Genomic DNA, 15,433 nt, shown 5'->3' on the forward strand with positions numbered 1-15,433 from the left:
CTGTCGCTCAGCTCGCGCACTTGCGTGCGCGCACAGCGACAATGGCATCCTGCTGTCGCTTCAGCCGGTCGATCCTGGCCGTTTCACGGTTGGCGACCGCGGTCTTGACGCGCGATCCGCCCAGCAGCCAGCGCGGCACGCTGGTGTTGGCGACCTTGCCGCGGGTGATCGCCGTCTGCGAGATGTCGCGCGCGCTGCTTCCCAGCGCACTGTTGAGGTCGCTACAGCTCATTCTCTCGTATTTGGCCGGATCGGCCGTCCTGCCGATCGATGAGCATCCGGCAGCCATGAAGGCCGCAGCCAGAAGAGCGGGTGCCGACCTTGTCCTTGAAATCAAACTCATGCGCGCGTCCGGCCCGGCCGTTTATGCCGCCTCCCTGATCTTCATCGATCAACCTAACGCTGATAGCCAATTCGTCAAAGTTTCACCGGCCGGCCAGTGCTCGCGTTCTGCACTGGCTATCGGCCAATTATCGCTGTCGGAATTTTTACGCTGCTTGGGCGGCCAATTCGGTCATGGAGTCACAACCGCCGAGCATCATCTGGGCAATGTCGGTCGCATTGTCGTCGACATGCGCCGTCACCAGCACAATCCCCCCGCCAATACTTGGCCGCTCGGGTCTTCTGGCGGCCGCGACAATGGCTTCGAGCAATCCGCCAAGGCCGCCGCAGAACACGCTGGCCAAGGCTATAGCCGATAGGCCGGTCGGGAAAAGGTTGATGTCGTAAACAGCAACGGCGCCGAGGCACGCCAACAGCCCGGCGGCAGCGCCCAGCATGACACCCGGAGACCTCAGGACATCGATTTCGTCACGGTAGGGCCCGATAATGGCGACCTGTACGCGCGGAACCCCGGCCGCCAACAGGTCGCCGGCAATCCGCGCCGCTTCGGCATGGGATTCGAAAAGCTTACTGATTGTTGGCATGGTTACTCGGACATCGCGTCCGTCAGCGTGTCGGTAACGAAGGATGCGGCGATCAGATCGTCGCCGTCGATGCGGCCTCGCCCGCCTTCAATCACGGCCGCTACCTTTTGGAAGGTCTTCATTTCACCCTCGGTGATCTGAGCGTGTTGCATTCTGGTTTTGAGGCTATCTATGCGCATCCCCAACACATGGGATGTTACAGTCTCATGGTTCGACATGGTGGTGCTCATCCGTTCCCGCTTCGCTTGGTTTTCCCGCGCCCGATCTCGAACTTGGGCCGAGCGGAAACGTTCCCAGGGCAGGGCTTCGGTCGGGCGGAGGTCGGACCTAAGTCTGGGCCTGGAACGCATTGGTCTTGCCAAGCGGGCCGGCCGGAACAGTCGCTCTTCGTCACCGTTGTCTGCTGCAAATACCGGAGGAATTTGATGGAGAAGAGTGTTGGTCAGGCGCGCTGGTTGCTCGCACCGATTTTCGCGGTTGCCATCACCTTCATGGTGGCTGGAATAGTCCTCAGCTAGTCTCTTGGCACATTGGCGCAGCCCAGTTCTTTCCTAGGCCGATAGGCTTCGTCCGTCGCATGCAAGTGTGAGCGAGCATGGATCTGGCGAACCCTGAAGTCTTGGCCAGGCCAGCTCAATGACCTGGTCAACCAGCAGAATTCCCACGCTTCCGAGCGGTATGGAAGATTCGAAGTTGAAACGATCGCTTCGCATGGTTGCATTTCAGCCGCGGGCGAGAACTCGAAGCTATTCGCATGAAACGCGCGCGCAGCGTGCTGGGCAAAGTCACCTGGTGGCCGGGCTCGCGAGAGCCCGGCCCCTAGTCGGGCATCAGTAACCGCCGTTTTCCATTACCACCGGATGATGGTGACGGTGGTGGGTGGAAACGGAGCCGGTGACGACGACTGCATTCCGATCGTGATGCCGGCGGCCATGGTCATAGAATGCCACCGTCCCGTGGTGTCGGTGATGCAGGCGCTGGCCTTCCTCATTGATGATCCTGACGTTGTGGTGGTGCCGATGGTGGGTCCTGATGACGACGTCGGCCTCGGCTGCCGAAGCCAAAGCGGGCAATCCCATTGAAAGCGCCAAAGCGCACATGATCATTGTTTTCATTGCAAGTTCTCCAACTGCTTTGATTAGCCCTTCGTTGGTTACAACTGCTGCTGATCCCTTTGGTTCCGGTTCCCGGGGGACAGCCGCACGCAAGCGAAGGGCTGGCTATCGCGTCGCCACGATTGGCAAAGAGGAGGCTTGCTTCCGGCCATCTGCGCAGGCGGCGGCAAACGTCACCCGCGTTCTGTCACTGCCAGGGAGGAACGCTCTGCCGCAATTGTTAAGACAGTTCGCCCACCTGTCGCCAGATCCCCGTCAGGCGACGGAACATTAGGCCGGCCTAACAGTTCTTCCCGCAGCGGACATCACGGTTTGGTGTTCGCTGAAGATCAGCAGGCAAAGGCTGATCGGCCCGCGTCCTCCGCAGAGGCGCGGGCTTCACCAGGCAACAGGAGTGAGATTATGAACAACATCATTTGGCTTGTGGGAGCGGTGGTCGTCGTCATAGCGGTATTGAGCTTTTTCGGCCTCCGTTAAACGCCTGCATATGGGGGTAGGGACTTCGTGGCCCATGCCCCCAAAGAGGAACGAATCACGTGTCCGTTCCCTAGGAACAGGCATCATCTTGGACAAGGCTCTATCTCTGGTGAATCTCGGGTGGAGCGCTAAAGTCGGGATGCGCTAACACATTGTTTTTTCTGGTCGGAGTGGCAGGATTTGAACCTGCGACCCCCTCGTCCCGAACGAGGTGCGCTACCAGGCTGCGCTACACTCCGTGACCAGATCGCGGGCTTATAGCCGCCACACATCGTTCCTGCAAGCGGCAATGGCAGCCCTTCTGTCGCATTTCGTCCGCTTTCTGCGGGCATTGCCGGAAGGCCCGAATTTCCGTCCGGGATAAACGCGGCTTAAAGCCTTGTGTGCTAAGCCGCTGCCTTGATGGATCGTATTTCTGCCGCTTGGAGCCCTGCCGTCTTGCCCCTAAATATTGTCGGCGAAGCGTGGCCAAACAGCTTCGAATTCGAAACCGCGGCGCTGATCAAGGCATCCGGTTTTCGTGAATATGATGCGCGCTGGTGGTTCGGCCATCCCGGTTCGGCAGTGCCGCCTGAACTCAATCTGATCGGCGTCCAGGCGCTTGGCATGGGGCTCGGCACGCTGATCCGGCGGCTCGGCGCCGGGCCTGACATCGTCACCGGGCATGATTTCAGATCCTATTCGCTCGGCATCAAGCTGGCGTTGGTTTCCGGGCTGATGGTGGCCGGCGCACGGGTGAAGGATATCGGTCTGGCGCTGTCGCCGATGGCCTATTTCGCGCAGTTCGCGCTGGAGACGCAGTCGGTGGCCATGGTCACCGCATCGCACAACGAGAATGGCTGGACCGGCGTCAAGATGGGAGCGGCGCGGCCGCTGACCTTCGGCCCCGAGGAGATGAGCGCGCTGAAGGCGATCGTGCTGGCCGCCGATTTCGACCTTACCGGCGGCGGCTCCTATGATTTCGTCGACAATTTTCGCGCCACCTATCTCCACGATGTGACAAGGGACAAGCGCATCACACGAAAGCTGAAAGTGGTCGCCGCCTGCGGCAACGGCACTGCTGGCGCCTTTGCTCCGGAAGCCCTGCAGCGCATCGGCTGCGAAGTGATCCCGCTCGATGTCGAGCTTGATCATACGTTTCCAAACTACAACCCCAATCCGGAAGACATGCAGATGCTGCATGCAATCCGGGACAAGGTGCTGGAGACCGGCGCCGATGTCGGGTTGGGATTCGATGGCGACGGCGACCGCTGCGGTGTCGTCGACAATGAAGGCAACGAGATCTTTGCCGACAAGGTCGGCGTCATGCTTGCGCGGGATATTTCGCGGCTCCATCCGGGTTCGACCTTCGTCGTCGACGTCAAGTCGACCGGACTGTTCAACACCGACGCGGTGCTGCGCGCCAATGGCGCCGTTACCGACTATTGGAAGACCGGCCATTCCTACATCAAGCGCCGGGTTGCCGAACTCGGCGCGGTCGCCGGCTTCGAAAAATCAGGCCACTTCTTCTTCAACCCCCCGATCGGGCGCGGCTATGACGACGGACTGGTCACGGCAATCGCCATCTGTCAGATGCTGGACCGTAACCCCGCCAGTTCGATGGCCGATCTCTACGGGGCACTGCCACTGACCTTCGGCACGCCCACAATGTCCCCGCACTGCGCGGACGATGTGAAGTACGGCGTGGTCGAGCGGGTGGTCTCCGATTTTCAGGCGATGAAGCGGGACGGCTCCAGTTTCGCCGGCCAGAAGATCGTCGACGTTGTCACCGTCAATGGCGTGCGCGTCGTTGCCGAGGACGGTACCTGGGGTCTGGTGCGCGCTTCATCGAACAAGCCGGAACTGGTCGTGGTCGTCGAAAGTCCGGTCTCGTCCGAGCGTCGCCAGCAGATGTTCGATGCCGTCGATGCTGTGCTGCGCCGCAGTCCGGAAGTCGGCGCTTACAACCAGACTTTTTGACAGGGCATCCATGGGCCAGCGCATCGTCAGTTTTGTCATGAGCGGCGGCGTCGGCTCTCGGCTGTGGCCGCTGTCACGCGAGGACAATCCCAAGCAGTTCCACGACCTGTCGGGCGACGGTTCCATGCTCGCCAAGACCTTGCGCCGCCTGACGGCGAGACCGGCTGGCGAGACGCCGATCTTCCTGATCGCTTCGGAGCGTCATGCCGATCGTGTCCATGCCGACTTGGCCGGTCTCGATCTTGCCGGCGGCGGCCCGCTGTTCGAGCCGGCGGGACGCAACACGGCCGCCGCCGTCGCACTGGCGACCCTGCGCACGCTGTCGGAATTCGGCGACAGCCTGGTTCTGGTGGTGCCCTCGGACCATGAAATAGCGACGGCAGGGCAATTCTGGCAAAGTATCGAGGCGGGATCGCAGGCGGCGCGCGCCGGCCGTCTCGTGGTGTTCGGCATCAAACCGACCCAGCCGGAAACCGGTTACGGCTATATCGAGGTATCGGCCGAGAAGGGCGGGGTGTTCGACGTTTCGCGCTTTGTCGAGAAGCCCGACCTTGCGACGGCCAACGACTATCTCAAGGCGGGAAATTTCTACTGGAACACCGGCATCTTCCTGTTTCGGGCCGGTGCCATGCGCGACGCCTTCAAGACATTCCAGCCCGACATTTGGCACGCCACCGAAGCGGCCTACGAGGCGGCCACGACGGACCTGTCCGGCCTCTATATGCCGCTGGAACTTTACGCGGCGATCCCGTCGAACTCGATCGACTATGCCATCATGGAGCGGGCAAAAAAAATAGCCATGGTGCCGGCCGGCTTCCGCTGGAACGATCTCGGCTCCTGGCAATCGCTCCTCGATGTCGGTCCCGCCGACGACCGGGGCAACGTCGTTGTCGGCGATGTCGTCGCCATAGATTGCGAGAATTCCTATATCCGCAGCGACGGCCGGCTGCTGTCGGCGATCGGCATGAAGGACGTTGCCATTGTCTCGACGGCGGATGCCACTTTCGTTGCCCCGGTGAGCCACAGCCAGCACGTCAAGAAGATCGTCGAACAACTCGAAAAATCGGGACGGCTGGAAACCAGGTTCACGCCGGCGCATGACCGCGTCATCGAAAGTGGCGCCTGGCGGCGGCGCGTTCATCACTGGCTGTTCCAGGAGACCTTGCCGTTGTGGTCGACATCAGGCGTCGACGAGCGCCACGGTGGCTTCCACGAGGCGCTGGGTTTCGACGCCAAGCCGCTCGTCAAGCCCAAGCGCATGCGCACCCAGGCCAGGCAGGTCTATGCCTTCGCGGTTGCCAAGGAGCGCGGTTGGACCGGGCCGGCCGACCGGCTGATCGCGCATGGCATCGACTTCATGGCGGGGCAGGGCCGCACCGAACGGGGCGGTTGGGTGCGCACGCTGAATGTCGATGGCTCCGTCGTCGATCCCGTCGAGGACGCCTACGATCATTCCTGCATCCTGCTGGCGCTGGCGCATGCGCATATGTCGGGCAATGCCGATGCCTTGCGGCTCGGCCAAGAGACCTTCACCTTCCTCGATGCGCATCTGGAGGACAGCCGCATGACCGGCTTCCTCGACACCTCGGACGGGGCGGGCGAGCGACGCTCCAACCCCCACATGCATCTGCTCGAAGCTTTCCTGGCTTGGCACCAGGCAACCGGTGAGCGTGCGCATCTGCGTCGCGCGGCGCGCATCATCGACCTCTTCCGCAGCCATTTCTTCGACGCCGAGAGCTGGACGCTCGGCGAGTATTTCGATGCAGAATGGAAACCGGTACCGGGAGAGAAGGGGGCCTGGACCGAACCTGGCCATCACTTCGAATGGGCCTCGCTGCTGGTCGATTTCGCCGGCCGCAGCGGCCAGGCCGAACTGAGCGTCTTCGCCCGAAAACTCTACGCCTCGGCAATCGCCAATGGCCTCAACCGGGCCACTGGCCTTGCCTATGGTGCAGTCTCGCGGCAAGGACTGCCGCTCGACCTGATATCGCGCAGCTGGCCGCAGGCCGAGGCGCTCAAGGCGGCGATCGCCCTGGATGGCTCGGGCGGCCCCGATCTGAAGCCGGAGATCGAGGCGAGGGTCGGCCGGCTGTTCCGCTGGCACGTCGACCCGGCGCCGCTCGGCCTGTGGATCGATCGCATCGACGAGCGCGGCCGCTCGCTGGCATCTGACGTGCCGGCGAGCATCTTCTACCATCTGGTCTGTGCGCTGACGCAGTATCTGGATGGAACGGCGGAGAAGTAGGCGGGATCAATACGGACTGGCGACGTCCCCGGTCTCGACATAGATCGACTTCAGCTGCGAATAGAGCGCCAGCGCCGCCAGCGAATTCTCCCGCCCGATGCCGGACTGCTTGACGCCGCCGAAGGGGATTTCCACCGGGGTCAGATTGTACGCGTTGATCCAGCAGGTTCCGGCCTGCAACTCGGCGATGACGCGATGGGCGCGCGGCAGGTCGCGCGTGAAAACACCGGCGGCAAGACCGAACTCGGTGTCGTTGGCGCGGTCGATCACCTCGTCCTCGCTGTTGAATTTCAGAACGCTCATGACCGGGCCGAAAATCTCCTCGCGGGCGATCCGCATCGTGTCGGTGACAGCGGTGAATACGGCCGGCTCGACGAAGAAGCCGCCCTGGAAGCCCTGCAGCGACGGCACATTGCCGCCACAGGCCAGCGTCGCCCCATCCTGCTTGCCGGCCTCGATATAGCCGACGACCTTGTCTTGCTGTGCCTTGGAGACCAGCGGCCCCATCTGCGTTTCCGGGTCGAGCGGATCGCCGATGCGGATTTTCTTGGTCCGTTCGACCAGCCGCTCGACAAAGCGGTCGTGAATGCCGCTCTGGACGAAGACGCGCGTGCCGTTGGAACAGATCTGGCCGGTCGAATAGAAGTTGCCGAGCATGGCGCCGCCAATGGCATTTTCGAGATCGGCATCGTCGAAGACGATCAGCGGCGACTTACCGCCGAGTTCCATCGTCGCGTGCTTCATCCTGGAGCCCGCTAGCGACAGCACCTTGCGCCCGGTCGGCACCGAGCCGGTCACCGAGACCTTGGCCACCACATCATGGCCGACAAGGCCGGCGCCGACGTCGCCATAGCCTTGCACGACGTTGAACAGCCCGTCGGGCAGGCCGGCTTCCGAGTAGATCTCGGCCAGCGCCAGCGCCGAAAGCGGCGTGTTTTCCGATGGCTTGAACACCATGGCATTGCCCATGGCGAGTGCGGGTGCGGATTTCCAGCCGGCGATCTGGATCGGATAGTTCCATGCGCCGATGCCGACGCAGACGCCGAGCGCCTCGCGGCGCGTATAGGCGAATGGCCCGCCGAGGTCGACCGCTTCGCCGTTGAAGACAGCGACCGCGCCGGCGAAATATTCAAGGCAGTCCGCGGCGGAAGGTGCATCCGCCACCAGTGTCTCCTGGATCGCCTTCCCGGTGTCGAGCGTCTCGATGCGGGCAAGATCGGCGTTGCGGGCGCGCAAAATGTCGGCGGCTCGGCGCAGGATTCGGCCGCGCTCGACCGGTTTAAGACGCGCCCAGGCCGGCTGTGCGGCGCGGGCGGCCTCGACCGCCAGTTCCAGCACGTTCGGCGTCGCCGATCGCAGCATGGCGATGGTCTCGCCCGTGGCAGGATAGATCACCGGCAGCGGCGCGCCGCCTTCGTCCTCGATATAGCGTCCGTTGACATAGTGCGAAGCCGTGGGCTGGGCGCGCATGGGAGGTCTCCAATCGTTGTGCCCAAGGCGGCTATTGGGCGGGCGCCTGTCGGGCAGCTCACTCTATCGGCGGATCATGGCCTATCTGTCGGAAGCCTGCCAGCGCGGATTGATCCATGGTTCCTGGTTGGACGGCGCGAGCGGCGTGCGGCCAAGGATGTGATCGGACGCTTTTTCGCCGGTCATGATCGATGGCGCGTTGAGGTTGCCGTTGGTGACCCGCGGGAAGATCGAGGAGTCGGCGACCCGCAATCCGTCGACGCCGATGACCCGGCATTCCGGATCGACCACGCTCGATTGATCATCGACGCGGCCCATTCGGCAGGTGCCGCAGGGGTGGTAGGCGCTTTCGGCATGGTCGCGAATGAACAAGTCGAGATCGTCGTCCGACTGGACATGGCTGCCCGGCGAGAGTTCCTGTCCGCGATAGGCATCGAAGGCCGACTGGCCGAAGATCTCGCGGGTCAGGCGGATGCAGTGGCGGAACTCCGCCCAGTCGTCCGGATGCGACATGTAGTTGAAGCGGATGACCGGCTTCGCTTTCGGATCCGGCGAGCGCAGCGTCACCGAGCCGCGCGACTTCGAGCGCATCGGTCCGACATGCGCCTGGAAGCCGTGCGACTTCGCCGCCGCCTTGCCGTCGTAACGCACCGCCGCCGGGATGAAGTGGTACTGGATGTCGGGATAGTCGACGCCTGCCTGCGAGCGCACGAAGGCGGCCGCCTCGAAATGATTGGTGGCGCCAAGGCCCGATTTGAAGAACAGCCACTGCGCCCCGATCATCGCCTTGGAGAACGGGTTCAGCACTGAATTCAGCGTGATCGGTTTGGTCGATTCCTGCTGGATGTAGAGCTCCAGATGGTCCTGCAGGTTGCCGCCGACGCCAGGCCGGTCGGCCACGACGGCAATGCCGTTTTCGTGCAAATGCCCGGCCGGGCCGATACCGGACAGCATCAGGATCTTCGGCGAGTTGATCGACGACGCCGCGACGATTACTTCACGTCGCGCCTTAACGACCTGAATCTGTTTGTGAGCTTCGATCTCGACGCCGATGGCGCGTTGATTCTCGATGATCACCCGGCGCGCAAAGCCTTTGACCAGTCTGACGTTTTTGCGCCGGAGCGCCGGCTTCAGATAGGCTGATGCCGCCGACCAGCGGCGGCCGCCCAGAATGGTCTGCTCCATCGGGCCGAAGCCTTCCTGCTTGGCGCCATTGTAGTCGTCGGTCAGTTCAAACCCTGCCTGGCGGCCCGCTTCGACGAAGGCGCCATAGAGCGGATTGCGCCGGGAGCCGCGCTGCACATGCAGCGGGCCGCCGTGCCCGCGCCAGCCATCCTCGCCGCCATCTGAATCCTCCATGCGTTTGAAGTAGGGCAGCACGTCGGCGAAGCCCCAGCCGGCCGCGCCCTGTTCGGCCCAATGGTCGAAGTCGCGGGCGTGGCCGCGCACATAGACCATGCCGTTGATCGAGGACGAGCCGCCGATCACCTTGCCGCGCGGCGTCGCCAGCACGCGGCCACCCAGATGCGGTTCCGGTTCACTGGCGAATCCCCAGTCGTAGAGGCTCATGTTGAGCGGTATCGACAGCGCCGAAGGCATCTGGATCAGCGGCCCGATATCAGTGCCGCCGAATTCGATGACGATGACCGAATGCTTGCCGTCTTCCGACAAGCGATAGGCCATGGCCGAGCCGGCGGAGCCGGAGCCGATGATAACGAAATCCGCTTCAAGCATGGTTCATATGCGCCATAAAATCGGCGAGCGAAACGTTGCCGCCGGTAGCCACCACCAGGACGGTTTTTCCCGCCACATCCACCTTGCCACCGAGCAATGCCGCCAGCGACGCCGCACCTGACGGTTCGAGCACCAGCTTCATCCGCTCGAAAGCGATCCGCATCGCGCGCCGCACCGACTGATCGTCGACCGTGATGCCGCGCACGCCAGCGGTCTTGACCGCGGCGAACGGCGCGTCGCCGGGCCGGCGCGACATCAGTCCGTCGCAGATCGATTTCGGACCGATCGGCATGGTCTCGATGCTGCCATGCGCCAGTGAAGAGCCCATGCCGTCGAACCCTTCAGGCTCTACGCCGATGATCTCGGTCGCCGGCGACAGATAGTGGAAGGCGAGCGAAACGCCGCCGATCAGCCCACCGCCGCCGACCGAGCAGAACAAGAGATCGGCGCTGGCATCCTTACCCGACAGCTGGTCGAGCGCTTCGAGGCCGGCACCCGCCTGACCGGCGACGATCTCGGGATCGTCGAATGGATGCAGGAGCGCTAGCCCTTCTGTTTCAGCGATTTCGCGCGCCTTGGCCGCCGCGACCTCTTCACGCGCGCGATCGCCATGGTCGGTCAGCACGACGCGCGCGCCATAACCCGCGGTAGCATCGCGCTTGGCGGCCGGCGCGTCGATCGGCATGACGATGGTCACGGGAATGCCGAGCGCCTGGCCGGCCGCGGCCAGCCCTTGCGCGAAATTGCCCGAGGAATAGGCGACGACGCCCTTCTTCGCCTCGTCGGGCGAAAGTCGCTTCAGCCGCCAGTAAGCGCCGCGAACCTTGAAGGATCCGGCCCATTGCAGCGATTCCGGCTTGATGAAGACCCGGGCCGCGCCGGTTTCCCTTGCGAGCGCCGCCGATTCCAGCAGCGGCGTGACCTGTGTCGCCCGTGACGTTACCGCATAGGCCTGCCTGAGATGGTCGAGAGTGGGAACGAGAAGGTCTGCCATCATTCGCCTCGCGGATACCTTTTGCTCTCTTCGAGATTGTCGAGGTTCATGTGATTGCGCATGTACCGCTCTGACGCCTTCTGCAACGGCTGGAAATCCCAGGGGTAATAGGCGCCGTTGCGCAGCGCCGGATAGACGACCCAGCGGCGTGCCTGGTTTTCGCGCACGGCGGCATCGAAGCCGGCCATGTCCCAACGCGCCCGGACCTTTTCCAGGAATGCCGCCCCAAGACCCGCATTGGCGGGGTCGGCGGCCAGATTGTCCCGCTCGAGCGGATCGGCTTCGAGATCGAACAATTGCGGCGGATCGAGTTCGCAATGGACGAATTTGTACCTGCCTTCGCGGATTGCCACCAAGGGCGCATAGGAGCCCTCCGCCGCGTACTCGATCAGCACCGGTGCCGTGCGCTGCCCGCCCTTGGTGAACGGCAGCAGCGACTGGCCGTCGGTCCACGGCGCGATCGCCCCGATGTCGATGCCGGCAAGGTCGCAAAGCGTTGGTGCTACGTCGAGATTGGAGACCGGCGCCTCGATCAGCCCGGCACGAATGCCCTTGCCGGCAATCATCAACGGCACTCGCGCCGAGCCTTCGAAGAAGCTCATCTTGAACCACAGGCCTCGCTCGCCGAGCATGTCGCCGTGATCCGAGCAGAACAGGATGATCGTGTCGTCGAGCATGCGCGTCCGCGTGAGAACGTCGAGGAGCTCGCCGACCTTGTCGTCGACATAGGAGATGTTGGCGAAATAGCCGCGCCGCGAACGACGCACCTCTTCAGGCGTGATCTCGAAAGAGGGATAGTCGCTGGCATGGTACAGCCGCCGAGAATGCGGATCCTGCTCGTCTTCGGCGATGTACCCGGTTTCCGGATCCAGCACCTGGCAATGCTCATAGAGATCCCAATACTGCTTGCGCGCGACATAGGGATCGTGCGGATGCGACAGCGAGACGGTGAGGCACCAGGGCCGATGGCTCGCATCGTCCTGTTCGCGCGAAAGCTGATAGAGCTTCTGAGACGCGAGGAACACGACCTCGTCGTCATACTCCATCTGGTTGGTTGTTTCCGCAACGCCGGCGCCGGTCACCGAACCCAGATTATGATACCACCACTCGATGCGCTCACCGGGTTTGCGGTAGTCCGGCGTCCAGCCGAAATCCGCCGGATAGATGTCGGTGGTCAGCCGTTCCTCGAAACCGTGCAGCTGATCAGGTCCGACGAAATGCATCTTGCCCGACAGGCAGGTGTAGTAGCCGGCCGCACGCAAATGATGGGCGAAGGTCGGGATCGACGAGGCGAACTCGGCGGCATTGTCATAGACCCCGGTGCGCGACGGCAACTGGCCGCTCATGAACGAGGCACGGCCCGGCGCGCAGAGTGGCGAGGCGGTGTAGTTGTTGGCAAAGCGCGCCGAACGCGCCGCCAGTGCCTTCAGATGCGGTGTGTGCAGAAATTCCGCCGGCCCATCCGGGAACAAGGTCCCGTTGAGCTGGTCGACCATGACGATCAGGAAATTGGGTCGCTTCGCTGTCACTGCTTGTGCCGTCCGCCAAGTTTGGTTTCGAGATAATCCTCGACCAGCGCGATCGCGGTCGCGGCGTCAGGCACGCCATCCTTCAGCGCGCGCCTGATGTAGAGCCCGTCGATCATCGCCGCCGTCGCTTCCGCGGCGCGGTCGGCCTCGGTCCTCGGCAGGATGCCGGTCAATCCACTCATCAGGTTGGAATGCAGCCGCCGGGCATAGATTCTAAGCAGCCGGCGCAGCGAAGACGATTGCTGCGCCTCGACATAGAACGCGAGCCATGCGGCAATGGTTTCGGCCTGGAACTGGACATCGGAGAAGTTGACGGCGACCACGGCCGAGACGCGCTCGCGCGCGGTGCCGGCGCACTGCAGGGCGCGGCGCATATCGATGGTCAGTTCGGCCAGGATGTGCCGCATCGTCGCGAACAGCAGCTCGTCCTTGGCGCCGAAATAGTGGTGGGCGAGCGCCGAAGACACACCGGCGCGTCCGGCGATCTCGGACATGGTCACGTCAAGCGAGCCACGCTCGCCGATCGCCGAGATCGTCGCGTCGATGAGCGCCCTGCGGCGCAATGGCTCCATTCCGACTTTTGGCATGCCGTTTCCGATTTTTGCGGGAGATTATTTTTTATTGACGCGTCAATCAATAAAAAATCGACCTCGACGCGACCTGTACCAAGCGATTGTTGCGTTGCGGCCCTTCACGGCCCGGGCGAGAATGTTTATATTTGAACAATAAAGGCGAAGTGCGTCACGAGCCGTGGGCGCTGGCGCCAAGGATGGAGACCGCCATGACCGCATGCATCGTTGGCTGGGCGCATTCGCGCTTCGGCAAGCTTGAGGGCGAGACGCTCGAAAACCTGATCGTCAAGGTCGCGACGGACGCGCTCGACCATGCCGGCATTGGCCCGGACGAGGTCGACGAGATCGTGCTCGGCCATTTCAATGCCGGTTTTTCGGCGCAGGATTTCACGGCAAGCCTGGTTCTCCAGGCGGACGACCGGCTGCGCTTCAAGCCGGCGACACGCGTCGAGAACGCTTGCGCCACCGGTTCGGCGGCGGTCAGGCAAGGTATCCGCGCCATTGATGCAAACGCCGCCCGCATCGTGCTGGTGGTTGGCGCCGAGCAGATGACGACGACGCCCGGGCTCGAAATCGGCAAGAATTTGCTGAAAGCTTCCTATCTGCCCGAGGACGGCGACACGCCAGCCGGCTTCGCCGGCGTCTTCGGCAAGATCGCGCAGGCCTATTTCCAGCGCTATGGCGACCAGTCGGATGCGCTCGCCATGATCGCTGCCAAGAACCACAAGAATGGCGTCGACAATCCCTATGCGCAGATGCGCAAGGATTTCGGCTATGACTTCTGCCGGCAGGAGAGCGAGAAAAACCCGTTCGTCGCAGGACCCTTGAAGCGCACCGACTGCTCGCTGGTCTCCGACGGCGCCGCTGCCCTTGTCCTTGCCGACACGGCAACGGCGCTGAAGATGCGCCGCGCGGTCGCCTTCCGCGCCAACGAGCATGTGCAGGATTTCCTGCCGATGTCGAAGCGCGACATCCTGACCTTCGAAGGCTGCGAACAGGCCTGGACCCGCGCGCTGAAGAACGCAGGCGTAACGCTCGACGATCTCTCCTTCGTCGAAACGCATGACTGCTTCACCATCGCCGAATTGATCGAGTATGAAGCGATGGGACTGGCCAAGCCGGGTGAGGGCGCCAAACTGGCGCTGGATGGCACAACGGCAAAAGACGGCCGTCTGCCGGTCAATCCCTCCGGCGGACTGAAGGCCAAGGGCCATCCGATTGGCGCCACCGGCGTATCCATGCATGTCTTGACCGCCATGCAGCTTGTCGGCGAAGCCGGCGGCATCCAGGTGCCGGGCGCGAAACTCGGCGGCATCTTCAACATGGGCGGTGCGGCGGTCGCCAACTACGTTTCCATTCTCGACCGGATCAGGTAAACCGCCTCGGCATTCGCGGGAGGTAGCATGGTAAATCCGGTTCTGATCGAAGTTTTGCGCGGTGCCATTGTCGAGAGCGCCCATCGCGGCGCCGTTGCCGTCTTCGATGCCGACGGCAAGCCGGTGCTGGAGATCGGCGATGCGTCGAAGCCGGTCTTTCCGCGTTCCGCCGTAAAGGCGATCCAGGCCCTGCCGCTTGTCGAAACGGGTGCCGCGGATGCCTATGGCTTCGGTGACCGCGAACTGGCGCTGGCCTGTGCCTCCCACTCCGGCGAGCCGGCGCATGTCGAACTGGCGCGGTCCATGCTGGCCAGGGCCGGGCTGGACGGGTCGGCGCTCGAATGCGGGGTCCACTGGCCCTCGAACCATGACGCGGAGATTGCGCTCGCGCGTGCGGGCGGCTCACCGAATGCGCTGCACAACAATTGTTCCGGCAAGCACTCCGGTTTCCTCTGTACCTGCGTCCATTCGGGCATCGCGCATCGCGGCTATGTCAGGCCGGATCACGCCCTGCAGGAAATGGTGCGCGACGCCATGCAGGCAGTCACCGGCGCTGTGCACGGCCCCGCCGAACGCGCGATCGACGGCTGCTCGATCCCGACCTACGCGGTGCCGCTCAGGAGTTTCGCGCTCGGCTTTGCCCGCATGGCCACGGCCCAGGGCTTTGGCCCGGAGCGGGCGAAGGCCGCGAAGCGGCTGCTTTCGGCCTGCATGGCGGAGCCGTTCTTCGTCGCCGGCACCGGCCGTGCGGACCTGTTGCTGATGGAAGCCGCTCCGGGGCGAATTTTCGCGAAAGGCGGGGCCGAGGGCGTCCACTGTGCCGCAATTCCGGAACTCGGCCTCGGCATCGCGGTCAAATGCGATGACGGTGCCGGGCGCGCCGGCGATGCAATCGCCGCCGCGGTCCTCGCCAGGCTGCTGCGGGCGGACGAGGCCTTGGCGGCGAAGCTGCTCGAATTGGCGAATGCGCCTATCGAAAGCCGGATTGGCGCCAAGGTCGGGGCGCTGAGGCCGACGCCGGCCCTGAATTGAAGGT

Annotated in this window: 13 protein-coding genes and 1 tRNA gene; 4 read left to right on the forward strand and 10 right to left on the reverse strand. The window is 63.4% G+C overall.

Going from position 1 to position 15,433, the window contains the following annotated elements:
• Nucleotides 1–7: 7 nt before the first annotated feature.
• The 5 genes from FJ936_RS27510 to FJ936_RS27530 all read right to left on the reverse strand — a co-directional run bounded on the left by FJ936_RS27510 (nucleotide 8) and on the right by FJ936_RS27530 (nucleotide 2,757).
• Nucleotides 8–232: a hypothetical protein gene (locus tag FJ936_RS27510; protein ID WP_246680555.1), complete on the reverse strand. Its 225-nt coding sequence runs from the start codon at nucleotides 230–232 to the stop codon at nucleotides 8–10.
• Nucleotides 233–488: 256 nt separating this feature from the next.
• Nucleotides 489–926 carry a hypothetical protein gene (locus tag FJ936_RS27515; protein ID WP_140717825.1) on the reverse strand — a complete coding sequence of 146 codons (438 nt, stop codon included), beginning with the start codon at nucleotides 924–926 and terminating at the stop codon, nucleotides 489–491.
• Between the two features lie 2 nt (nucleotides 927–928).
• On the reverse strand, nucleotides 929–1,156 hold the full coding sequence (locus tag FJ936_RS27520) for a hypothetical protein (RefSeq protein ID WP_318011560.1): 228 nt from the start codon (nucleotides 1,154–1,156) through the stop codon (nucleotides 929–931).
• 600 nt (nucleotides 1,157–1,756) lie between these two features.
• Nucleotides 1,757–2,041, reverse strand: coding sequence for a hypothetical protein (locus tag FJ936_RS27525; RefSeq protein WP_140618613.1), 285 nt, complete (start codon nucleotides 2,039–2,041; stop codon nucleotides 1,757–1,759).
• Between the two features lie 639 nt (nucleotides 2,042–2,680).
• A tRNA-Pro gene (locus FJ936_RS27530) sits at nucleotides 2,681–2,757 on the reverse strand.
• 199 nt (nucleotides 2,758–2,956) lie between these two features.
• Between FJ936_RS27530 and FJ936_RS27535 the strand changes: the two genes are divergently transcribed.
• A complete protein-coding gene (locus FJ936_RS27535) occupies nucleotides 2,957–4,477 on the forward strand; it encodes a phosphomannomutase/phosphoglucomutase (RefSeq protein ID WP_141907221.1) in 1,521 nt (506 codons plus the stop codon).
• A 10-nt stretch (nucleotides 4,478–4,487) separates the two neighbouring features.
• The gene (locus tag FJ936_RS27540) at nucleotides 4,488–6,722 is read left to right on the forward strand and encodes a mannose-1-phosphate guanylyltransferase/mannose-6-phosphate isomerase (protein ID WP_141907222.1); all 2,235 of its coding nucleotides are present in this window, start codon (nucleotides 4,488–4,490) and stop codon (nucleotides 6,720–6,722) included.
• Nucleotides 6,723–6,728: 6 nt separating this feature from the next.
• On the opposite strand, the gene betB is transcribed toward FJ936_RS27540, so the two are convergent.
• From betB to betI, 5 genes are all read right to left on the reverse strand, one after another.
• The gene (gene betB, locus FJ936_RS27545; protein WP_140726631.1) at nucleotides 6,729–8,192 is read right to left on the reverse strand and encodes a betaine-aldehyde dehydrogenase; all 1,464 of its coding nucleotides are present in this window, start codon (nucleotides 8,190–8,192) and stop codon (nucleotides 6,729–6,731) included.
• 81 nt (nucleotides 8,193–8,273) lie between these two features.
• Nucleotides 8,274–9,926: a choline dehydrogenase gene (gene betA, locus FJ936_RS27550; RefSeq protein ID WP_140618605.1), complete on the reverse strand. Its 1,653-nt coding sequence runs from the start codon at nucleotides 9,924–9,926 to the stop codon at nucleotides 8,274–8,276.
• Nucleotides 9,919–10,923 carry a threonine/serine dehydratase gene (locus FJ936_RS27555; RefSeq protein ID WP_181763178.1) on the reverse strand — a complete coding sequence of 335 codons (1,005 nt, stop codon included), beginning with the start codon at nucleotides 10,921–10,923 and terminating at the stop codon, nucleotides 9,919–9,921. Before FJ936_RS27555 ends, betA begins: the two co-directional genes overlap by 8 nt.
• Nucleotides 10,920–12,449 (reverse strand): choline-sulfatase, encoded by a 1,530-nt coding sequence (betC, locus tag FJ936_RS27560; RefSeq protein ID WP_141907224.1) that lies wholly within the window; start codon nucleotides 12,447–12,449, stop codon nucleotides 10,920–10,922. Before betC ends, FJ936_RS27555 begins: the two co-directional genes overlap by 4 nt.
• Nucleotides 12,446–13,036: a transcriptional regulator BetI gene (gene betI, locus FJ936_RS27565; RefSeq protein ID WP_015318667.1), complete on the reverse strand. Its 591-nt coding sequence runs from the start codon at nucleotides 13,034–13,036 to the stop codon at nucleotides 12,446–12,448. Before betI ends, betC begins: the two co-directional genes overlap by 4 nt.
• A 194-nt stretch (nucleotides 13,037–13,230) precedes the next feature.
• Here betI and FJ936_RS27570 point away from each other — a divergent pair, with 194 nt between their 5' ends.
• Together FJ936_RS27570 and FJ936_RS27575 are read left to right on the forward strand one after the other, a co-directional pair.
• Nucleotides 13,231–14,397 carry an acetyl-CoA acetyltransferase gene (locus FJ936_RS27570; RefSeq protein ID WP_141907225.1) on the forward strand — a complete coding sequence of 389 codons (1,167 nt, stop codon included), beginning with the start codon at nucleotides 13,231–13,233 and terminating at the stop codon, nucleotides 14,395–14,397.
• 27 nt (nucleotides 14,398–14,424) lie between these two features.
• Complete coding sequence (locus tag FJ936_RS27575) at nucleotides 14,425–15,429, forward strand: asparaginase (RefSeq protein ID WP_141907226.1); 1,005 nt, start codon at nucleotides 14,425–14,427, stop codon at nucleotides 15,427–15,429.
• Nucleotides 15,430–15,433 lie beyond the last annotated feature (4 nt).

Source organism: Mesorhizobium sp. B2-4-13 (genome assembly GCF_006658535.1).
GTDB lineage: Bacteria > Pseudomonadota > Alphaproteobacteria > Rhizobiales > Rhizobiaceae > Mesorhizobium > Mesorhizobium australicum.